General features: G+C 46.1%; 16 protein-coding genes. 5 read left to right on the top strand and 11 right to left on the bottom strand.

Going from position 1 to position 22,718, the window contains the following annotated elements:
• The first annotated feature begins 164 nt into the window (after positions 1-164).
• On the top strand, positions 165-1,019 hold the full coding sequence (locus KIT90_RS04140; protein WP_005442248.1) for a MurR/RpiR family transcriptional regulator: 855 nt from the start codon (positions 165-167) through the stop codon (positions 1,017-1,019).
• Positions 1,020-1,097: 78 nt separating this feature from the next.
• On the opposite strand, the gene KIT90_RS04135 is transcribed toward KIT90_RS04140, so the two are convergent.
• Positions 1,098-2,342, bottom strand: a complete 1,245-nt coding sequence (locus tag KIT90_RS04135; RefSeq protein WP_005442249.1) for an iron-containing alcohol dehydrogenase — start codon at positions 2,340-2,342, stop codon at positions 1,098-1,100.
• Between the two features lie 359 nt (positions 2,343-2,701).
• Between KIT90_RS04135 and KIT90_RS04130 the strand changes: the two genes are divergently transcribed.
• A complete protein-coding gene (locus KIT90_RS04130; protein ID WP_005428550.1) occupies positions 2,702-2,968 on the top strand; it encodes a GrxA family glutaredoxin in 267 nt (88 codons plus the stop codon).
• Between the two features lie 180 nt (positions 2,969-3,148).
• On the top strand, positions 3,149-4,831 hold the full coding sequence (locus tag KIT90_RS04125) for an aspartate:alanine antiporter (RefSeq protein ID WP_005442250.1): 1,683 nt from the start codon (positions 3,149-3,151) through the stop codon (positions 4,829-4,831).
• A gap of 113 nt (positions 4,832-4,944) precedes the next feature.
• On the opposite strand, the gene fabV is transcribed toward KIT90_RS04125, so the two are convergent.
• From fabV to KIT90_RS04085, 8 genes are all read right to left on the bottom strand, one after another.
• On the bottom strand, positions 4,945-6,147 hold the full coding sequence (fabV, locus tag KIT90_RS04120) for an enoyl-ACP reductase FabV (protein WP_285375489.1): 1,203 nt from the start codon (positions 6,145-6,147) through the stop codon (positions 4,945-4,947).
• Between the two features lie 178 nt (positions 6,148-6,325).
• Positions 6,326-8,611, bottom strand: coding sequence for an acyl-CoA dehydrogenase (locus tag KIT90_RS04115; protein ID WP_005442252.1), 2,286 nt, complete (start codon positions 8,609-8,611; stop codon positions 6,326-6,328).
• Positions 8,612-8,680: 69 nt separating this feature from the next.
• Positions 8,681-9,307 carry a TetR/AcrR family transcriptional regulator gene (locus tag KIT90_RS04110; RefSeq protein WP_009705826.1) on the bottom strand — a complete coding sequence of 209 codons (627 nt, stop codon included), beginning with the start codon at positions 9,305-9,307 and terminating at the stop codon, positions 8,681-8,683.
• Positions 9,308-9,734: 427 nt separating this feature from the next.
• Entirely contained in the window at positions 9,735-10,907 is a 1,173-nt protein-coding gene (gene nhaA, locus KIT90_RS04105; RefSeq protein ID WP_285375484.1) for a Na+/H+ antiporter NhaA, read from the bottom strand.
• A 329-nt stretch (positions 10,908-11,236) separates the two neighbouring features.
• Positions 11,237-12,361, bottom strand: a complete 1,125-nt coding sequence (locus tag KIT90_RS04100; RefSeq protein WP_078607408.1) for a lipocalin-like domain-containing protein — start codon at positions 12,359-12,361, stop codon at positions 11,237-11,239.
• Positions 12,361-14,814 (bottom strand): ABC transporter permease, encoded by a 2,454-nt coding sequence (locus tag KIT90_RS04095; RefSeq protein WP_285375478.1) that lies wholly within the window; start codon positions 14,812-14,814, stop codon positions 12,361-12,363. The genes KIT90_RS04100 and KIT90_RS04095 overlap by 1 nt, the downstream gene beginning before the upstream one ends.
• Positions 14,795-15,466, bottom strand: coding sequence for an ABC transporter ATP-binding protein (locus tag KIT90_RS04090; protein ID WP_005428554.1), 672 nt, complete (start codon positions 15,464-15,466; stop codon positions 14,795-14,797). The genes KIT90_RS04095 and KIT90_RS04090 overlap by 20 nt, the downstream gene beginning before the upstream one ends.
• 129 nt (positions 15,467-15,595) lie before the next feature.
• Positions 15,596-16,972: an MATE family efflux transporter gene (locus KIT90_RS04085; protein WP_039842568.1), complete on the bottom strand. Its 1,377-nt coding sequence runs from the start codon at positions 16,970-16,972 to the stop codon at positions 15,596-15,598.
• A gap of 95 nt (positions 16,973-17,067) precedes the next feature.
• On the opposite strand from KIT90_RS04085, the gene KIT90_RS04080 reads away from it, so the two are divergent.
• The gene (locus tag KIT90_RS04080) at positions 17,068-18,507 is read left to right on the top strand and encodes a DUF2867 domain-containing protein (RefSeq protein ID WP_045413671.1); all 1,440 of its coding nucleotides are present in this window, start codon (positions 17,068-17,070) and stop codon (positions 18,505-18,507) included.
• A gap of 217 nt (positions 18,508-18,724) precedes the next feature.
• On the top strand, positions 18,725-20,629 hold the full coding sequence (locus tag KIT90_RS04075; RefSeq protein ID WP_264404953.1) for an alpha/beta fold hydrolase: 1,905 nt from the start codon (positions 18,725-18,727) through the stop codon (positions 20,627-20,629).
• A 152-nt stretch (positions 20,630-20,781) separates the two neighbouring features.
• Here the strand turns inward: KIT90_RS04075 and KIT90_RS04070 are convergent, their stop codons facing one another.
• Together KIT90_RS04070 and KIT90_RS04065 are read right to left on the bottom strand one after the other, a co-directional pair.
• A complete protein-coding gene (locus KIT90_RS04070; protein ID WP_005442263.1) occupies positions 20,782-21,444 on the bottom strand; it encodes a DUF2913 family protein in 663 nt (220 codons plus the stop codon).
• Complete coding sequence (locus KIT90_RS04065) at positions 21,444-22,646, bottom strand: Bcr/CflA family multidrug efflux MFS transporter (protein ID WP_005442264.1); 1,203 nt, start codon at positions 22,644-22,646, stop codon at positions 21,444-21,446. The genes KIT90_RS04070 and KIT90_RS04065 overlap by 1 nt, the downstream gene beginning before the upstream one ends.
• Positions 22,647-22,718 lie beyond the last annotated feature (72 nt).

Genomic DNA, 22,718 nt, shown 5'->3' with positions numbered 1-22,718 from the left:
CACGAAATAGTAACGGTATTTGTTTTAGCCAGATAAAGGATCGGGTTTATACTGAATTTATGGCGCTGGTGGTTTTCGTTAACGCCCCTCTAGACCGAGAAGCCCCTTGGGTTTCCATTCGTTAACAGAGCCAGCGAGTTGTTCTCTATACCCTCGTGAACACTATGAATACATTAGAAAAAATTCAAAAAAACCTGGAGAATTTCAGTAAGTCAGAGCGCAAAGTTGCGGAAGTAATTATGGCGTCTCCACAAACTGCAATTCATTCAAGCATTGCAACGTTAGCTAAAATGGCTGACGTGAGTGAGCCTACTGTTAACCGTTTCTGTCGTCGTCTGGATACTAAAGGTTTCCCAGATTTTAAACTTCACCTTGCGCAAAGCCTTGCCAATGGTACGCCTTACGTAAACCGTAATGTCGAAGAAGACGATGGTCCAGATGCATACACGCACAAGATTTTCGAATCGACAATGGCGTGTTTGGACGTAGCGAAAAACAGTCTTGATTCGATGCAAGTTAACCGTGCGGTTGATCTTCTGACTCAAGCTAAGCGCATCTCATTCTTCGGTCTAGGTGCTTCTTCTGCTGTTGCACGTGACGCTCAAAACAAGTTTATTCGCTTCAATATTCCAATTACTTGTTTCGAAGATATCGTGATGCAACGCATGAGCTGCATCAACTGTAGTGACAATGACGTTATCGTTCTGATTTCTCATACTGGTCGCACTAAGAGCCAAGTTGAGATTGCAAACCTTGCTCGTGAAAACGGCGCGACGGTTATTGCCATCACAGCAAAAGACTCACCGCTTGAGAAAGCAAGTTCACTGGCTATCACGCTAGATGTACCTGAAGACACAGACGTATACATGCCAATGGCAAGTCGTGTGGTTCAAATGACGGTCATCGATGTGTTAGCAACAGGCTTTACGCTACGCCGTGGTACTGGTTTCCGTGAGAACTTGAAGCGAGTAAAAGACGCGCTGAAAGACAGCCGCTACGACAAGCTAAGTCAATACTAACGAATCGACTTAGTCAGTAATAAGAAATAGAAAGGGGAGCTAAATAGCTCCCCTTTTCGCATCTGGTTGATCGTATTTCTACTGATTCACATCCGAAAGATCTGAGCGTGACTCCAACACCTCTACTGAGCTGACATGTTGGCTACCTTCACTCTCGCCCATGCAGGCATCACTGCAATCACAAACTTGGCGAAGAATGTACACCAAACGATCTTGCGTAAGCGGTAATGGATTACCTTTGATGGCAACTGACTTTAGTGCATCATCGGCGACTTGCTCAAACGACGTCTGACACACACCAAATTTACCAAGCTGAGGTAACTCAAGCTTATCCAGCACCATTCTCACCCAAAGTACGCCATCATGCTCGTTGGCATTGGTTCTTTCCGTGACGAGTTGGGCCAGTCGCTTGTAACGGCTTATCACATCACTGCGCCCTGCTCTTTTTGCGGCATTGATGTTTTCTTGCATAACATGAGGAGCCAAACGCGCAGTAATAACACTGTGTGGGGCATCGAGCTTGCCACCTAGTGCAGAGGCTAATCCGTGCGCCGCACCAAGTTTAGCGTTGGTGATGGCCATCCCGCCTAAAAGTGCCGCAAAAGAAAGGTCTGCTCTGGCCTTATGATTATCCTGTTTACAGCCCGCAATGACCGAACGACTTAATCGACGTAGTCCTTCTTCACACACCATATCGGTGAGAGGGTTTGGGTCACCACATACGTATGCTTCCATCAAATGCGTGAAAGCATCCATTGCTCCGCGACCAGAAGTATATTGGTCAGTGCCATAGGTTAAGGTTGGATCGACTATCGCCACATCAGCGAGCATTTCCGGACTTCTTAAACTGACCTTCACCTGATCTTGCCCGGATTTAAGTACGGCGTTCCTGGTTACCTCAGAGCCAGTACTTGCCGTTGTAGGAATCGCAATAAAATGAATCGGTTTGGTTTTTAAAGGTACGTTTCGCCCAACCACTTCGACGTAATCATAGACATCACCTTGGTTGGGAATGATCGCGGCAAGTGCTTTGCCCATATCAATGACACTGCCCCCGCCAATCGCAATGACCATGTCTGGTTGAAACTTGCGCCCAAGCACGGCTGTTTCTTCCACCATGGTGATATTGGGTTCACCATTGATGGCGACGTGTTGATAACGCATGTTCTGCGCTTTTAGATAATTAATGATAGGTGTGGCTCGTTGCGTATCTTTACCAGTGACCAGTAAAACGCTATAGCCAAATTGATTGATTACAGACAGCGAAGATTGGAGCGCTCCCTCGCCGAAGATAATCCGTGTCGCAGTCATAAACTGAAACATACACTTCCTCCCCAAACAACAACTCACACTAGAGTGCTATGCTTTCAGCAAAAAAAAGTTGACCGAGTGCACCTTGCCGCCATTAACCCTTCAAAAAGTGTGTTTTTATGCGTCACTTCACATACTTAACCGCCGCGATTTTGCGGTTAAGAATCATCCCCAAAAGTGACTTTTCTTGGCTTTAAGCTTAGTGCGTGTTTAGTTTTTATACGATAGATTTCACCTATCGAGCCAAGAGGTAAATGCTGCTTTATTTCCGTATCTGGATCGGGCATAGTTATCCCAACAAACGAAAGCATGTACCAACATGACGTCTAGTTGTGCTTTCAACAAGAATAGATTTTAGGAGAAATAAGATTATGTTCGTAGTTATCTTTGGTCGCCCAGCTTGCCCATTCTGTGTTCGCGCAAAAGAGCACGCAGAGACACTTAAAGCAAAACGTGATGACTTCAACTACCGTTACGTAGACATCCATGCTGAAGGTATTTCTAAAGCTGACCTAGAGAAAACAGTTGGTAAGCCAGTAGAAACTGTTCCTCAAATCTTCATCGACCAAACGCACATCGGTGGTTGTGATGACTTTGAAGCTTACGCAAAAGAGCACCTAGGTCTATTCGACGAGTAATTCGAATAACTGATTTTTTAAAAGCCGCTATTAGCGGCTTTTTTATTATGTATTCAAATTGTTACTCCCCTACGTCAAGTAATAGTAAAACCTAAAAAATTTCACTTATCTTTTTGCTATATTTAGTTACAATTCGAAATTCTTAATTTTTATTTGGCACACACCTTACCGAGCCACGCTGTGAACATAGACGTCGTACACCTTCTTGAACAAAACCCCATTCTTCTAATCTTCGTCGTATTAGCAATTGGTCTTGCCATTGGTAAAATTCGCTTTGGAAAGCTGCAGTTAGGTAATTCCATTGGCGTTCTCATTACGTCTCTCGTAATGGGCCATCTTGGCTTTTCTTTTAATGCAGAAGCACTAACCATCGGCTTTATGCTGTTTATCTACTGTGTGGGTATTGAAGCGGGCCCAAACTTCTTCGGCATATTTTTCCGAGACGGTAAGCATTACTTTATTTTGAGTATGACCGTACTCGTTTCTGCGGTAGGTCTCACCTATTTCTGCAGCCACTATATGGGCCTCGATTTTGGTTTGTCTGCCGGTATGATGGCAGGTGCCCTTACTGCGACGCCTGTTCTGGTAGGTGCACAAGATGCGCTCAACTCTGGCCTTGCAACCATTCCACGTAATATGGATTTCTCTTTAGTATTAGAAAATCTATCGGTTGGTTATGCGATGGCTTATCTGGTGGGTTTGATCAGTATGATTATGTTCGCCAAACTGCTGCCAAAACTGCAAAAACAGAACCTATCGGATTCAGCTCAGCAAATTGCGCAAGAACGTGGCCTAGGCAACTCTAGTCAACGTAAGGTTTACTTGCCAATCATCCGTGCATACCGCGTTGGTCCTGAGCTGATTGATTGGACAGATGGTAAAAACCTTCGAGAATTGGGCATTTATCGCCAGACAGGTTGTTACATCGAACGTATTCGTCGTAACGGTATTCTTGCCCACCCAGATGGTGACGCTATCCTGCAAGAAGGTGACGAAATCGCACTAGTAGGCTTCCCAGACAGCCACGCACGTCTTGACCCGAGTTTCCGGAACGGTAAAGAAGTATTCGATCGCAACCTACTTGACCTTCGAATTGTCGAAGAAGAGATCGTGGTTAAAAGTGATGCGATTGCAGGTAAGCGCTTGTCTGATTTGAACCTATCTGAATTCGGCTGTTTCTTGAACCGCGTAGTGCGCGCTCAAATTGAAATGCCTATGGATTTAGACATCGTTCTAGCCAAAGGTGACGTGCTCCAAGTAAGTGGTGAGAAAAGCCGTGTTCATGGTCTTGCTGAAAAAATCGGTTTCATCTCGATCCACAGCCAAATGGCAGACTTACTTGCGTTCTGTAGCTTCTTTATTCTAGGCATTATGTTTGGTTTGGTGACAATGACGTTTGGTCAGGTGTCGTTCAGCCTAGGCAACGCCGTTGGCCTATTGCTTTCAGGCATCACATTGGGCTTCCTACGAGCGAACCACCCTACTTTCGGTTATGTACCGCAAGGGGCATTGAACATGGTCAAAGACTTAGGTTTGATGTTCTTTATGGTCGGCATCGGCTTAAGCGCCGGTGGCAAGATGTTCGAACACTTAACTCAAGTGGGCCCGCAGATCATCGGTTTGGCGTTTATCGTCAGCGTTGTGCCTGTCGTTCTTGCGTACCTAGTTGGCGCTTACGTGCTTAAGATGAACCGTGCACTACTCTTTGGTGCCATCATCGGTGCTCGTACATGTGCACCAGCTATGGACGTAGTGAACGAATACGCGAAGTCGACGATTCCAGCACTTGGCTACGCAGGTACGTACGCAATTGCTAATATCTTGATGACCCTAGCTGGTACTATTCTGATTATTCTGAGTTAATCACTTTAAGCGGCGTTGCAGAACAGCTTATGTAGCGCTCCTTATTCAACACAGAGATTCAAGACACAAAAAAGGCGCTCATTGAGCGCCTTTTTTAATTCCGTTAGAAACGATTAGATTTGAGTGAATTCTGTTTCTACTGCTGGGTTCACGTCTGCTTCGTAATCCACACCGTCAACACCGAAGCCAAATAGCTTCAAGAACTCTTCTTTGTACTCAACGTAGTCAGTCAGTTCTTTTAGGTTTTCAGAAGTGATTTGTGGCCATAGGTCACGACAGTGTTGCTGGATATCTTCACGTAGTTCCCAGTCATCCAGACGTAGACGGTTCACTTCATCTACTTCTGCTGCGCTGCCGTCTTCTTTGTATAGACGTTGGCTGAACATACGGAAGATCTGCTCCATACAACCTTCGTGTACGCCTTCTTCACGCATTTTCTTGAATACCATAGCGATGTATAAAGGCATTACAGGAATTGCAGAACTTGCTTGAGTCACAACAGACTTAAGTACCGCTACGTTTGCGCTACCGCCAGTTGTAGACAGTTTCTCGTTAAGTGCTGCAGCTGCGCGGTCTAGGTCCATTTTCGCTTTACCTAGCGCACCATCCCAGTAGATCGGCCAAGTTAGCTCAGTACCGATGTAGCTGTATGCCACTGTTTTACAACCATCTGCTAGAACGCCAGCTTCTGATAGTGCGTTAATCCATAGTTCCCAGTCTTCACCGCCCATTACGGTTACTGTGTCTTGGATTTCTTGCTCAGTAGCAGGCTCTACGCTTGCTTCGATGATGACGTCTTTGTTGGTATCAACAGCAGTCGACGTGTAAGTTTCACCGATAGGCTTAAGCGCTGAACGGATCAGTTCGCCCGTTTCTGGCATTTTACGTACTGGAGAAGCCAGTGAGTAAACCACCATATCTACCTGACCAAGGTCTTCTTTGATCAGATCGATTGTTTTCTGTTTTGCTTCATTTGAGAACGCGTCACCGTTTAGGCTTTTCGCGTATAGACCCTCTTCACGAGCTAGCTTTTCAAATGCAACAGAGTTGTAAAAACCTGCTGTACCTGGCTTCTTCTCTGTGCCTTCTTTTTCGAAGAAAACACCGATAGTTGAAGCGCCGCCACCAAATGCCGCAGCGATACGAGAAGATAGGCCGTAGCCACTTGATGCACCCACAACAAGAACGCGTTTTGGTGCGTTTTTAATTGGGCCTTGTGCTTTAGTGTAAGCAATTTGTTCTTTTACGTTAGCTTCACAACCCACTGGGTGCGTAGTAGTACAGATAAATCCACGAATTCTAGGTTTGATGATCATATTCAACTTCCTTTAAAAAACGTTGCTAGGATAAAAGGTTCAGCCCTACTTCGCACCTAATTTCTGTAAAAATGCTGCGAAAATGCAAGTGGTTGGAGCACTCAGCCGAAAAGCAAAAGCCTTAAACACAAAAAAGCACCTCAATTGAGGTGCTTCTCTCATGTTATACTCAAGCGCTTCATGCTGCTGAGTTCAAATGCGATTTTTTGGTTGTCACATTGGTACGAACTTCTGAGAAATCGTGGCTAAAGTGGTCGACTTGAATCGCTTTGTAGCGCAACTTATCTGCCGCCATGATTTGATCGATTTCTTGCTCTGTCAACACCTCTGCTTCAAACGCTTGCTGTAGGCGGTCATGCAGTAGGCCTTTACGAGCTACTTTGCCATCTTTCGCCGCTTTCATCAGTTTACGTTCTAGAGGCTTCACATCGTACATCGCTAAGAACGCACGCTCCATCAGACCAACACTGTCGTCCTCTGCTTTACCGATGTAACACAAGCTCGTCATGCGGTCACGTTGTGCTCCTGGTGTCATCATTGCTTCTGCTAGGCTTACACACAGCTCGTCGCTTGGCGCTTTGAAGTGATTACCTAATGGGAACAACAAGCCTTTTAGAACGCCACCCACGTATTTCACAGGGAAGTTTGAGTACGCTTCATTTAGCGACTTCGAAGCGTTGTACAAACAATGCTGAACGGCATAGTGTACAAAGTTCAAATCACCTTGTTGTCGGCCTTCATCTTCGTATTTCTTAAGCGCCGCTGACGCCATGTATAGATAGCTTAGGCCATCACCAAGACGTGCAGAGATCATCTCTTTACGTTTCAGGTCACCGCCCAACGTTAGCATTGCAAAGTCTGCACTCACTGCCAGTGCGCGACTTAGGCGAGTGATGTCTTTGTAGTATTGCTGTGTAGGGCCACTCATGTGCGCTTTCACGAAGCGAGAACCGGTCAGTGCCGCACCCAACGCACCAAAGGTATTACCCATTGCGTGTTTGATGTGTTTGAACAGCAGATCATCAAACTCTTTTGCGCCTTCTTTCGAATCTGGGTTCGCAGCAGCTTCCATCTCTTTCAACACGTACGGATGACAACGTGTCGCACCTTGACCGAAGATCATTAGGTTACGAGTTAGGATGTTTGCCCCTTCAACCGTAATCGCGACTGGAATACCTAGATAGTGTTTCGCTAGGTAGTTCATAGGGCCATCTTGAATCGCTCGACCCGCGTGAATATCGAAAGAATCGTTCAGGATAGTACGAGCCATTTCTGTCATATGGTATTTGGCAATTGCGGTCACGATGCCCGGTTTCTCTTTCATATCTAGAGAAGTCGTCGTCAGCGTACGTGTTGCCTCAAGCAGGTAAGTCAAACCGCCAATACGGCCCATTGCTTCTGCCACACCTTCAAACTTACCAATCGACATACCAAACTGCTTACGAACGTATGCATAAGCGCCAGTAGTACGCGTAGTAAGGTGACCAATCGCGGTACCTAATGCAGGAAGGGAAATACCGCGACCGGCCGATAGACACTCAACCAGCATACGCCAGCCTTTACCTGCATATTCTGAACCACCAATCAGCCATTCCATAGGAATGAACACGTCGTTACCACGAGTAGGACCGTTCATAAACGCAGAACCTAGCGGGTCGTGACGCTCACCAATCTCCACGCCTTCATGGTCGGCTGGAATCAATGCACAGGTGATACCCACGTCTTTCTTGTCGCCAAGCAGACCGTCAGGGTCTTGAAGCTTGAACGCCAAGCCAAGTACCGTTGCTACAGGAGCTAGAGTGATGTAACGCTTGTTCCAGCTAACACGAATACCAAGCACTTCCTCACCCTCATGCATGCCGTAACACACCACGCCTTGGTCAGGAATGCCGCCCGCATCTGAGCCAGCTTCAGGGCCAGTCAATGCGAAACAAGGAATATCAGTACCGTCCGCTAGACGTGGTAGCCAGTAATCTTTCTGTTCTTGAGTACCGTAGTGAGAAAGCAGCTCACCCGGGCCAAGAGAGTTTGGAACCATCACAGACACTGCCGCACTGATGCTTCGTGTTGCAATGCGAGATACGATGGTTGAGTTAGCCAGAGCAGAGAACTCGCGGCCACCATACTCTTTTGAAATGATCAGTGAAAAGAAACGCTCTTTGCGTAAGAAATCCCAAACCTCTGGCGGAAGATCTCGATCATCTTTCACAATTTGTTGGTCATTAAGCATTTCAAGCAGTGTTTCAAGTTCATTATCCATGAAAGCTTGCTCTTCAGAAGACAATGCAGGCTTCGGATAATGATGTAACGTTGTAAAGTTAGGCTTGCCAGAGAATAACTCTGCATCCCACCAAACGCTACCCGCTTCCATTGCTTCTTTTTCAGTGCTCGACAATGGAGGCAATACTTTCTTAAACATTTTGAATGCTGGGTCACTAATCCATTTTCTTCGTAGAGAGCTCATAGTTCAGATCCTTTTGTTCACGTCACCGCTCGCGGCTTTCACTTATCTTTTTTATTGATTTAATGTTTTTTACTTAGCGGACATACCGGCCGACAAGTAAGGAATCAGTAGGTCAACGACGGACTTCACGTCCACCTCTTTTTCAAATTTGCTTTCTGCAATCTCGGTTAACGCTTGGCTCGATGCCATAGTGAAAACACAAGTGCCAAGTGTGAAATGCAATCTCCAGAAAAGTTGTTCTTCGCTCATTTCAGGGTTTGCCTTCATGATGGAGAACATAAACAGGTTCAACACTTCTTCATATCTTGTACTGATAAACCAGCGTAAATGGCCTTGAACATCGGTGTATCCTCTACCAATCAGCAACATAAACAATGCTGTGCCGTTCGGTCTCACGTCATTCAGTGCACGCAGAGGTAAACGTAGCGATTCAAACACTTCATCCATGTTGTAATCGTCGCGTGTGTTTAACTCGATCAAAGACGTTTTGATGCTCGGCATTAGCGCCTCTAGATATCGGTCTAGTACTGCCCTTACAAGCGTTTTCTTGTCGCCAAAGTGGTAGTTGACCGAAGCTAGGTTCACGTTCGCCTTGCCAGTAATGGTTCTTAGTGATGTGTCATTGAAGCCGTATTCTGCAAATAGTCCTTCTGCTACATCGAGTATTTTTTCTTTTGTTGTACTTCTCGGGGCCATTTCAATCACTCGTATTAAACAACTGTTTGAAATATACTCCTGAAACCTGAGATTAACAAATGATTAACATCACATTTTCACTCATTGGTCTGACCAGACGAAGAAAGTGTGCAGTTAACGAGATGAATTTAAAGCGGTTCTTGTTTTGTGAAAAAAACTTCTAAAAAAAATGGAACTGTTTGGAATTGTTCCGGTCTGAATTACTGTAACAACTAGGGCATTTAAAGTTTTACTGGCCGTCAAACTTGTTTCTATCTAGTTGCTACATTGCTGCTTTTTCTTATTAACTCCTATGTTTGTATCCGCCCAGACACTTTTTCGTCTGGGCTTTTTTTCGTCTGTCGTTTGAGGCTTTGTCAAATGACTTTCTTCTGGATACAAAAAAGCCTCCCGATTTGGGAGGCTTTTAAAGTGTAATCGTCTTTTCTTACGCTTTTTCTACCGCTACTTCTTCTGCCGCTTTCTTAGGTAGAGAGAAGTGCAATAGCGCATAACCTAGCACTGCTGCCGTTGTTGAGCCCATCAAGATACCTAGTCGAGCATAAGTATCGAACTCAGGACTTACGTTACCGAATGCCAGTGATGAGATGAAGATCGACATCGTAAAGCCGATACCACACAGCACTGATACAGCGAAGATGTGCATAAAGTTCACGCCCTCTGGCAACTTAGCAATACCCATTTTCACAGCAGCCCAGCTGAATGTGAAGATACCAAGTGGCTTACCAACCAACAGACCCAGTGCAATACCTAGAGGTAGCATAGAAGTCAGACCGGACATCGACACGCCTTCTAGTGAGATACCAGCGTTTGCGAAGGCAAACAGAGGCAAGATACCGAATGCTACGTATGGGTGCAGTGCGTGCTCCATGTGTTTCAGTGGAGAGTGCTCACCCTTCTTACCTTTAAGTGGGATAGCAAAACCGATTACTACACCCGCTAGTGTTGCGTGTACACCAGATTTCAGTACGGCAAACCAAAGGATCGCACCAACTATCATATACGGCGTTAACTTGGTGACGTTTTTCGCGTTCAGCATAAAGAGCACGCCCGTCATGATAAAGCCAATCACCAATGCCATTGTCGATAGATCGCCTGTGTAGAAAAGCGCGATGATAACAACAACACCAAGGTCATCGATAATAGCCAATGCCAGTAGGAAAACCTTCAGGCTAATTGGCACACGCTTACCAAGAAGCGCCATGATACCTAGAGCGAAAGCAATGTCTGTTGCAGCTGGGATTGCCCAACCAGAAATCGCCTCTGGGTCACCAGCGTTAAATGCAACATAAACAAGTGCCGGAGCCAACATACCGCCTACCGCTGCAATAGCAGGGAAGATTGCGGTTTCTTTCGATTTTAGTGCGCCTTCAAGTAGCTCGCGCTTTACTTCAAGACCGATTAGTAGGAAGAACACAGCCATCAGGCCATCGTTGATCCAGTGAGAAACTGACATACCAAATACATAAGTATGCAGCATAGCTTGATAAGTTTCGCCAAGTGGGGTGTTAGCAATGGTCATCGCAATTGCCGCAGCAATTACCAGAAGAATACCACCAGCGGATTCCATTTTGAAAAAGTCACGAATGACATCGTTCATGATTTCGCCCTTATATTTATTATCTTAATAAACGATTAACAAAGAATGATGAGAGTGTATAGCTGCTGAAAATTTTAGAATAATCGCTTGTTTAGAGTTTAAACTTCGATTTTTCCGATGTTTCATTTACGAAACATCGTATTTTTCAACAAGAACATAATTATTTACAAGACCTGCCTATCTCCTTATAAGCTCAATCTATTAACATAGACTACTATTAAGTTAGTATAATATCTGATGAATTTTCGTGATTAACGTGCGGTTTTGCGTCGAAAACTGCGTGTTTCATTAACAAAAAAGCCACCCTTCTGGATGGCTTTTTTCGTATCCTAGTAACCGGTGAGTTGCATAAATCCCCAGGCTTCATTGGACCCCGATGCGAGTATCGGGCCTTCCCAATATGGAATCACAAAGGGCAGCCACATGTCCGACTTTATGATCCTCGTCGTCAAATTAATCTTCTGCTCGGGGACATTAATGATCCACTGCAGCGGTAAACGTCGTCCATTAGACAAGTTGGTCACCTGTAGTGGCGTCATGGTTAAATCTTTTTCAGTAAGGTTAATCACCTTGCCAGAACGTGTTGATAGTGTGCCAAATAGGTGAGGCACCTGCCCATTGTGTCGATAGCGGCTTACTGTCAATGCGCGGCCATCATCAAGATTAAATACAAACCAATCCCAACCTTGCTGCCCTTCACCAATCAGGCCGCTTCCCCACTCTTTCTGCGTCCATCCAGAGCCAGAGACTGGGATTTCACGACCATTTAAGGTCAGTGTACCTTTTACATTAAGGAACGGCGCACTGAAGCTGAAAGAAGCAATAGATTGAAGTGCGTGTTTAACTTGGAAGCCCTGATCACCATTTACTACAAATGGACCATTGGTTGTGGTGTTCAAATCAAGCGCAAACGTGTCGGTCGATACGTCTAGGTTACCCGGAAATGGAGTAGAGCCTAGTGCTCGCCAGTTCCAGTTATCAATCCACAAGCGGAACGGTCGATTCGTCATACCAGCCTGTCCAATGCCGCCTCGTGCAACTCTCTGCTCTTTCCACACATGAGAGCCAGAGCTCACAACGATATGGGAGATAAACAATTGTGGGTTCTGCCAACCACGAGTATCGCGTTCGTCCGTAGCAACTCGGAAGTAGCTCCATTGAACGTTATATACTTTGCCGTTCTTGTCTTGAACTTTGGCAAAGTAGTTCCACCATTCATGTTGATAGTCAGGGTGGAAACGAAAATCCTGCGGTAGTGAAACATGTTGATCGGGTAGCACCGGCTCAAAGATGGTTTTGCTCTCGCGTTTTAGAACATCGCTGATTTCACTTTGTTCTGTTGCCGTCGCTTCTGCCCAATGCGTAACATACAAAGTCACACCCGCTAATGCGATGAACACAATAAACACCAGCGCAGAAATAGAAAACGTCTTTTTTGGGGTCATCTTTTTCATTACAGCGCATCCCTTAACGATTTCATCGGCGTACTCTTGATCATTCTTATCACAGGCAGAGCCCCTGCGATCATGATAGCCAACATCGCCCAAGCAATCGTCTGAACGTATTCCCAAGGAATGGTTTGAAGCTCTAACGACCAGCCAAAGGACTGCTTAATGATGATATCCACAATCAAGTGCGCCAACGCTAAGCCCAGCGGAACCGCGATAATCGCAGAAATCATACCGAAGGCGAACAACTGCAAACCGCCTAACAAGACGAGTTCTTTGCCTGAAACGCCCATACACCGCAACAAAGAGAAGTGTCGTTGACGAGAAAGCTCACCCGCTAACGTCGCAAAGAACAAACCAAATACAGCGATAATCAGGGTAATATTGCCCAGCGTACCCGCGATTGCAAAGGTATGGTCAAACACGCGCATGGCTTGGTTATAGATATTGTTATTGTCAAACACTCGATCTTGCGACAGACGGAATACGTTCTCTAGACGACGCTTTAAGCCTTCGCCATTCACGTTGTCTTCGAGCAAGACGCCAAGCCCAACGTTACCTGAACCTGCGAACGCATACAGCCAATTTCGATGCGACATCATGACTTGATTGTATGGGTTACCATAGTCGTAGTAGACACCGACGACTTGCCACCCTCCCCCTAATGGAGGTTGCAGGTCTATGTAATCACCAGGACGAATGTCGAGCTTCAAAGCCATGGATTCACTTACCATCAAGCTCTTGGAGTGATGTAAATGATACCAATAGTTAGGCACACCAAGCTTCACTGTTAGAGAGTCCAACTCGCCCTCGGAAGAGCCTGTACTCACAACCTGCAAGGCACCACGTTCAGTCGGTACGTCTTTTTCCCAACGCCACCAAACCGAATCAACCTCTGGTTGCTCTTTTAACCAAGAACTCATACGCGCAGCAGAGTTGTTGGTTGGATAAATATAGAGATCGGCCGCTAAGCGTTGGCTCAGCCATTTGTCCGTCGTATCTCGGAAGCTACCCACCATGGTTTCAACACCAATGTTTGCCGCAAGTGCAAGCATAAAGGCCATGGTCGCTACACCTCGGTAACTCATACTTGCCGCCGCGTCAGCAAAGAACCAACGTACACGAACCCATCGTAATGAATAAGAGAAGCTTTGGAACATGTGCCACATCAGGAACGGCATAAACAACGCCACACTGATCAGCATTAGCGCGATAATCGCAAAACCTGACTCTTGCGTTTTTGGTGCCTGATAAACCGCAACAGCAGCCACACAGAACCCACAAGCTGCAAATGCTTGCCAAGAGAACTCACGCCCGGCAAATCGCATTAGGGACAAGCGAGAAGATAAGCGAATAGGTTGTGATTTTAATAAGCGGATCAACGGCCACAGACAGGAAATCAAGGCACCTAAGGCCGACATAGCCAAACTGTATAGGCTGGATTCCCAAGACCAACCAATCGTCAGTCCTACGTTGGCATCGTATAAATCGCTCAAGCTTGATGAAACGGCAGGAATAAGCTCGTTTGCGAGAATCAAACCGAAGAAGTTACCACATGCCCAAGCGACAAGAACAAGTATGGTCAGCTCCAGCATCAGAGCTTGTGCCAACTGCATACCATTCACACCGGTTTGACGAAGAATCCCCACCAAACGTTGACGTTGAATGAAAGACAAAGACATCGCTTGGTAGAAGATGAACAAGCCAACTAGGAACGATAGCATGCCCATTGCTGTCAGGTTCATGTGGAAGGCTTTCGTCAAAGATTCCAATTCTGAGCGGCTATTCCGTACCAGCGTCATGCCATTTGGCAGCATATTTTTCAGCGCAAGAACCTTCTCTTCTGGCATTTCGCCACAAGCAATCGCGGACAAGCCAGAGCTGCGCTTTAACATTCGAAGAAGCGAAATGTCCGTCACTAAGCGCGTGCCTGAAAGTAAGTTGTCGCAGTCGACTTTCAACGGCCCTAATCTGCTGCCATCGTTAAGGGTAATAAAATCACCATCATTCCATGACATGTGAGACGCTAAGTCTTGGCTCACTAAAATTGGGTAAGGCGGCGTCATCAACGTCAGCATAGGTAGGTCTTTTAACGACTTTCCTTGCTGCAAAGGCAGTAATGCAACAGGGTCTACCCCAACCAACATCAGGCTTAAGTCGGCTTTGGTATCGAGATGAAGAACATCGAATGGCGCGCACTGATTAAAACCAGCGCGACGCAATTGAATATAAAAACCTTGAGGAATTTTATTAGCTGAATGCTTGGTACGAATACGGTAAGGCAAAGGGTTTGAAAAAAGTTTCTCACCAGTTTCGTAGCTCTGCTTGGCGTGTTGGTTAATCGATGTCACACCAACAAGAAGTGACACACCTAAGGTTAAACCAAGCCAAACAAGGATAATTTGAAGTGGATAGCGACGGTAATGACCGAGTAGTGCCTTAACTACGGGCCATAACATGCAGCTGTCCTCCTTGAAGACGAATTCTACCTTCCATGTGCTCTGCGACTTTCTCACTGTGCGTAACCAACAGCAGCGTACATTCTAATTGGCGTGCAAGGCTAGTTAGCAGGCGCATTACCGCTTCAGCATTACGCTCATCCAAGCTACCTGTCGGCTCATCGGCAAGCAAGATTTTCGGCTCCATATACAAAGCACGAGCAATCGCAGCACGTTGTTGCTGACCACCAGACACTTCTTCAGGGTAACGACCTAAAAGCGGCATAAGATCGAGAGCAGAAAGAATTTGACGCCACAGACCTTTGTCTTCTGGTAAGCCTTTTAATTGGCGGCAGAAACGGATGTTGTCAGCGATATTCAAGGTAGGAAGCAGATTGAACTGCTGGAAGATATTACCAATGTTGTTGCGGCGGTAGAGTGTTCTTAGATGCTCAGGTGCGCTGTGCATTGCAAAGCTCGGGTATTGGATCTCGCCCGAATCGGCAGTATCAAGACCTGCGATAAGGTTAAGGAGCGTACTTTTCCCCGATCCACTTTCACCCATTAATGCGACTTGTTCACCTTGTTGTAATGTTAATTCTGCCCCTTGTAGTACAGGATGAAACTCTCCCCCGTCTACATAGCCTTTACATAGGTCTGACAGTTTTAACATTGATTTTGCCGCTCAAATGGTGTTTAAAAATTGGAATCAGAATCTACACTAAAATCCTGTTGGTAGGAAGTATTTTGAATAGTTGATCACACTATCAGAGTACAAATGCAACTTGTCTCGCGACCCTTCCTAAGCATCGATCAAATTTTTCATCCATTTCTTGCTCGCCATGCGGTGTAGGCATGTCCCCCACTTCACGACTTCTTCGGTCAAAAACAGTAAATAAACCCACTGTGGCTCAAAGCCTAGATAGATGGCACCAAAGGCGGCTAATGGAATACTTATTACCCATTGCGCGATCAGATCTTGGTACAAGCAGAACTTCACATCCCCACCCGCACGAAGCACGCCGACAATAGCCATCATAGGAACAGAACGAAGTACCACCCCGACGGCAAGAATCACCATAAACTGTTCGGCTAGGTGGCGCGTTTCTGGCGTAAGAGCACTAAAGGCATCGAGAATAAGTTGGTTTGAGAGCAGAAGTAAAATCGCGACAACGACGGCTATCAACACATTGAGAATTACGGTTGCCCACGCTTGGTAGTAAACCGGACCAAAGTTCTTCGCGCCTAATTGATTACCCACCAATACCGCAGCAGCGTTGGATGAACCGATCATCATAGCAAGAGCAATCGACTCTACCGGCGTCATTACTGACAATGCCGCTAAACCCTGCACGCCTGCTTGTCCCATAATCGCGTGATAAGCAAACAAGCCGCCCGCCCATGCTAGGAAGTTAAATGTTGTCGGAAGAGAAAGTTTTAAGAAACGGGTGATTTTATCCAACACTAAGCTGGCACGAATGTCGTCCAAACCAAAAGCGATGATGTGCTTTTTAAACCACAGGTAACTGAATAAACAGGTTACCTCAATAGCACCACTGATGACAGTGGCAATCGCGGCCCCTTTAATCCCCATCGCAGGAAAGCCAAATTGCCCAAAAATAAGCACCCAGTTAAGGAAGATGTTGGACAGAATGCCGATGCCGCTAAAAAACGTACTTAGACCCGGTTGATGCATAGCACGCAGACCAACAGCCATACTTGCGACACAGGCAACAGCAAACATGCTAACCGATGAAATAACGAGATAATCAGCACCAAGGCGAATCACCTCTTCCGAATCCGTCGTCAAGCGCATGATTGGTTCTGGGAACAGAACGAACAACACCACCGTAAGGGCAGCGAATACCATGGAAATCATCCACGTCAGCGATGTGCTTTGCCTTACACCTACTTTGTTTCCCGCTCCCCAGTACTGCGCTGTTAACAACGCACCACCGGTTGTTACGCCAAGGAGCATGATGGTCGTAACGAATGTCGCTCTTGCCGCAACACCTACAGCTGCAATTTCCGCCTCGCCCAATTGACCAAGCATCAGTACGTCCACGAGGCTTCGGCTAGAGAACATCATGCTCTGTAAAGTGATGGGTAATGCGATGGCAAATAGTCGACGTAAAAACGACTTATCGGCATGAGTAACCAATTGTGAGAAAAAAGTCATGCACGCTCCGACGACAACTTATTGATAGAACGAGAAAAGTGTCTCATGATTATACCCAGTGGTGACTAATCCACCAGCAATAAAAAGGACTCAGAATGAAAAAGGTGTTGGTACTTGGGGCTTCCGGATATATTGGCTCACAGCTTCTTCCACAACTGCTCGATAAAGGTTACATTGTCACGGCAGCCGCGCGTCATATAGACTATTTAGAGTCTCGAACCCAGCCACACCCTAATCTCACTCTCACTTATTTAGACCTTGCAGACGCAGAAGCGACGCTCGAAGTCGTGAATGATTTTGATTTGGTGTTCTTCCTTGTGCACGGTATGGCGCAAGGTCACGACTTTGTTGAGTACGAATTAAACCTCGCAGAGAACTTCAAAAACGCGCTTGAGAAAAGTCGCGTAGAACATGTGATCTACTTGAGTGCAATTCAGCCTCAAACCGGCAACTCTCAACACTTAGCAGCACGCAAAGCGACGGGGAAGATCATTCGTCAAGCCGGTGTTCCTGTCACCGAGCTTCGTGCAGGCGTGATTATTGGCCCGGGGTCTGCGGCATTCGAGATCATGCGTGACTTCGTCTACAACCTGCCAATTCTGATTGCGCCTAAGTGGGTCGACTCCAAAGCCAACCCAATCGCCCTACCCAACCTCAATCACTACTTGCTTAAACTGGCAGAAACCAAACCAACAGAAAGTGAAATCTATGAAGTCGGTGGGCCGGACACATTAAGTTATCGCGAGCAATTTGAAGTCATTTGTAAAATCACGAAAAAACCTTACCGCCTTTGGTCAACCCCACTGCTGACACCAAAGATGGCATCGTATTGGTTAGCCATTGTGACGTCAGTTCCTGCAAGTATCGGTAAAGCGCTACTTGCTGGTTTAGAGCACGATTACATTGCTGATACCAAAGCCATTCACGAACGATTTCCACAAGAGCTAATCAGCTATGAACAATCCGTAGCGGACACGATCGCTACGGAAGGAACTTTTGTGCGCAGCAACGTATGGGGTTTTGAACCAGCAGCACTCAAACGTTGGCAACCGGGCTACGGGTATTACCCAAAACAGGCAGGAGCCAGCATTAAGACAAAAGCCTCTGCAGAATCACTTTGGAAGGTCGCACAAAAGATCGGGAGCCCTGAAAAAGGCTATTACTTTGCCAACATCCTTTGGCGCACCCGAGAGTGGCTCGATATCTTCTTTGGTGGAGGAAAACCTATTCGAGTTTCGCCACCGGGGCCAGAGCTCAAGGTGGGTGATTTCATTGATTCATGGAAGGTGATTCGCTGCGAAGAGAATCAGTTCCTCTCACTGTTTTTTGGGATGAAAGGTCCGGGGCTTGGTCGTTTAGAAATTACAATCAAAGACGATGGTGAAGAGCGCGAATTTGATATCACCGCATGGTGGCATCCGCAAGGCTTCCCCGGGTTGCTTTATTGGTTTGCGATGATGCCAGCACACCTATTCATCTTCAAAGGTATGGTAAAAGCGATCGCCAAAGAAGCAGAGCATCTAGAGCAGGAATAACGCCCCATTGCACTTGGCCGCTTATAGCACTTTCAAACAAAGCAAATAAAGACGATTTGAGAGTGCTATTGAAAAGGTTCTATATTGATTAACACTGTGTAAATTTAATTGAATTTATTTCAGTGCAATCCCCATATTATTCTTAGCTCATACCTTATTTAGACCGGCTTTGTTCTGAACTTAGTGACTATAACGTTAAGCAGATTTTGGAATCACAATGGGCAATCGATACATCATTAGCAGTAAACACCACGATAACTTTATGCTTCGTCAGCAACACGTCGATAAGATCGCGTTGGTGACAGAGGGAGGCGGCCAACGAGGCATTTTTACTGCAGGCGTGTTAGATGCCTTCCTACATGCTGATTTCAATCCTTTTGACTTACTGATTGGTACTTCTGCTGGCTCTCTCAACCTCGCCTCGTACATCTGTGGACATCAAGGACATGCCTACAAAATCATCACAGAAACAACACGACGCCCTGAGTTCTTTAAGCTCACGAAATACTTGCTCAATGGGGAAGGATTTGACTTAGATTTTTTAGTAGACAATGCCGAGATAAGCATCCCGTTAAATTGGGAAAAAGGTTCTGATTTACTCAAAACAAAGCAAGTCGTCGCCGTCGCGACACATGCACGAAACCTAACGACAGAGTGTTTTGATGTCACCGTTGATAATTGGAAGGATGTACTTAGAGCATCTTGTGCGATTCCCGCTCTACACAAAAAGCCCGTTGTGTTTAACGGCGCGCGTTGGTTAGACGGCGGAGTTTCTGCACCAATCCCAGTTGAAGAAGCTTACCGTCGAGGTTACAAACACATAGTGGTAATCCGAACGATGCCCATCGACTTTGACGAGCATCATCCGTTAATAGAAGCCGTGCTAAAGCGCGCGCCATCCAAAACGATGAGTGAGCTATCAGCTATTTTGCTCAAACACGAAGAAACTTATCGACAAACTCGACGCTTTCTCGCCTCTCCTCCTGATGATGTGAACATTTACGAAATCTCTCCAGCGCGGAACTTACAATCTTCGGTTGTTGAGAGTACGAAAAAGCAACTCGATGCGGATTACTTGCACGGTGCTCAACTAGGCCGCTTGTTTGTGACAAGCATAGGAAGAAAACTCAATATTCCTCACAAGCCCTATAAACGCTATCACCCCATTACCTCGGAATTGAGTCATCATAACCATGATTATCACCAACAAATAGATGACGTATGGCAAAACAGAAAGAGCGGTTACTTTAAAGGCGCGATGAATAATGATATCGCTTGGATCAACGTGAACCCTCAAAACCATACAAGAACGTTAGTCATTGTTCAGGGACGAAATGAATCGTTTTGGAAGTACAAAGAAGTCATTTACGAACTCAGCCAATACTTCAATATCTATTCCTTTGATCATCGAGGTCAGGGAGAGTCGCAACGCTTGGCAGAACACAGCGAGCTTGGACACGTGGACCAATTTGAGCATTATGTTGAAGACTTAGCTCAGTTTCTTGAAGAGGTTGTAGAGAGCCAACATAAAGACGAAGTTATGATGCTCGCCCACTCGATGGGAGGTGCTGTCGCAACTCAATACCTCGCGAGCTATGATCACAACGTTAAAGCGTGCGCCCTAACAAGCCCAATGTTTGGTATCAAATTACCCAAAGTGGTGGGCGGCATTCAAACGGCAACGATTAAACTCATCAGTCAACTTCAGAAAACACCGAATTTCGCCCCTACCCAAACGGCATTTGTGACCAAAACCTTTGAAGGTAATGACCATACAAGTAGCCCTAATCGCTTCAAAGCCTACAGTGATTTGTTAAGCAACCACCCCAACCTGAGACTCGGTGGTGTTAGCCCTAAGTGGATTAGCGAAGCCGTTGCTGCGGGTAAAAATTGTTTAGCTCAAGCCAAAGACATTAAAACGCCGATTTTAATCGTGCAACCAGAGGGGGATAACGTTGTGTCGTTGCCTGCCCAAGACTTATTCAATGAGCATTGTGCTAGTTCAAGGCTTTTAAGCATTCCTCATGCAAGGCATGACATTTTAATTGAATCCGACCGATATCGAGATTGGGCCCTGAAGCGAATCATGAACTTTTACGACCACAGCCATAAGTTTGTTTAGTCGCTTGATAGAAGTGAATGCCTGGCCCTCAAAAACAAAAAAGCGTACACACCACAGTATGTACGCTTTAAAGAGCCGTAATCTCCGATAAATAACATTCTTAACTCACCGGAAGGTGAAGCTCGGTTACTTATTGAGATGCTTAATACGGTCTAGTCTGCTTTGAATGACAGCGGGATCTCTGCCAGCTGATTGCCTTCGTTTGCAGGGAAGATCAGGTATTCACCGTGGTATTTCACCATGGATTTGTAATCCGTCACTTTATGAACCATATAACCCGCTTGTGATGCTTTTTCGACAAACTCAGCGTGGTTGCCACGAACAAACCAACTCATTGGTTTAACGAGTAGCTCACCATCAAAACAGCTTTCGCACTGGTCAGCACATAAGGCTAGTGAGTTTTGACCTTCAGTGAAGATTTGCACTTTGCCACAGCCAACCAGTTGCTCAGACGTAGACACTTCCCAACCCGCTTGCTCCATCGCATCAAGAAACGCTTCAATGTCAGAATCTTTGATCACTTTAGGCTCTTCACCTTCTGGGAAAAACTGCGCGTAAAAGCCAGAGATGCGTTTGAAGATGAATAGCAAACCCGCATCATTACCTTTTGAGCGACCAGCTTTTTGCCAACGCGTTAAGTCATCACCCACAGTGCGACCAAAACGTTGTGATTTTAGCGCCTTGGTTACCCAACGAACCAAGTAATGGTTGTTCGCTACTGGCGCGTTCGCCAATTTACCTGAGCGATGCTCTTGGTCTAAATCCGCCAGAGCAGCGTTAACTAAGTTTTGAATTTCTTTGGTGTAATTAGACATTACGCCTTTCTTCCTAAAGTCCAATAAAACAGTGCAGACAGCACTGAACAAGCAAACATAACGATGATCATCGGCCACGACACGCCACCCGGCATTGCAGCAACGAGTGCACCAATCAATGAGCCCGTGCCGAAGCGCAGTGTACCCGCAAGCGAAGATGCTGTACCCGCCATTGTTGGGTAGCCGCTAAGTAGCAATGCCATCGAGTTACTACCAATCGTAGACAACGTACCGATAAACAGCACAACGAATGGCACGATTCCCCATAAACCGAGATCAAGCATCCAGCCAACAAACAGACCAATACCCGCAATCAACTGAATCGTTAAACCAAAGCGAAGCATGGCGTGTGAACCAACTTTCTTCACCAAACGACCGTTCAGGCTGGTCATGATGATCATCGCAATGATGTTCAAACCAAACAGGTAACCGAATTGGTCCGGTCGAACACCATATAAATCAATATAAACAAACGAACCCGCAGTCAGGAATGCAAACATCCCCGAGAACGAAAACGCACCTGAAAGCATTAAACCTAATGCCTCAGGGTTAGAACACAGACGCGCATAGTTGCGAATCGTCGTTCTGAATCTTAGCGGCTGACGATTTTCTGGTTTCAGCGTTTCTGGGATCATCCATAGAACCAGCAAAATCACCACAACGGCGAAGATAGCAAGCACCCAGAAGATCGAGCGCCAACCGAACCAGATAGCAAGGTGACCACCAATCATCGGCGCTACCAAAGGCGCAATCGTGATCACCAAGGTCACGAATGACATTGCACGCGCGAAATCTTCACGGTCAAACATATCACGCACGACCGCTTGAATGATCACAGCAGCCGCAGCGCCAGCAAAACCTTGTGCAGTACGCACATAAGTCAGTGCATCGATACCGTTAGTGGTCGCACTAACTACCGCTGCCAAACCAAAAAAGAGCACACCTAAAATGAGTACTGGTCGGCGACCGTAGCTGTCTGCTAAAGGACCGTGAATTAACTGACCTATCGCAAAACCTGCCGTATAAGCAGTTAACGTAATTTGTACCGCGCCTGGGGTTACGCCAAGATCTTTAGCGATGGTTGGCATCGCTGGCAGATACATATCGATAGCAAGTGGTGTTAATGCACCAATAGCACCGAGTACAAGAAACAATAAAAAACTGATTTGTGACTGGGGAGCACTTTGGGCTTTTTCTGTCATTGCTTTACCTCTTGTTGTGTCCTCCCATCAACATTCCACATTGATTGAGATAGATGATTGACGCTTCTCCTA

The sequence above is a fragment of the Vibrio sp. B172a genome, assembly GCF_030248355.1.
Lineage (GTDB): Bacteria > Pseudomonadota > Gammaproteobacteria > Enterobacterales > Vibrionaceae > Vibrio > Vibrio owensii.
Note: the sequence above shows the minus strand (reverse complement) of the source record. Positions and strands in the feature narration are given on the sequence as shown.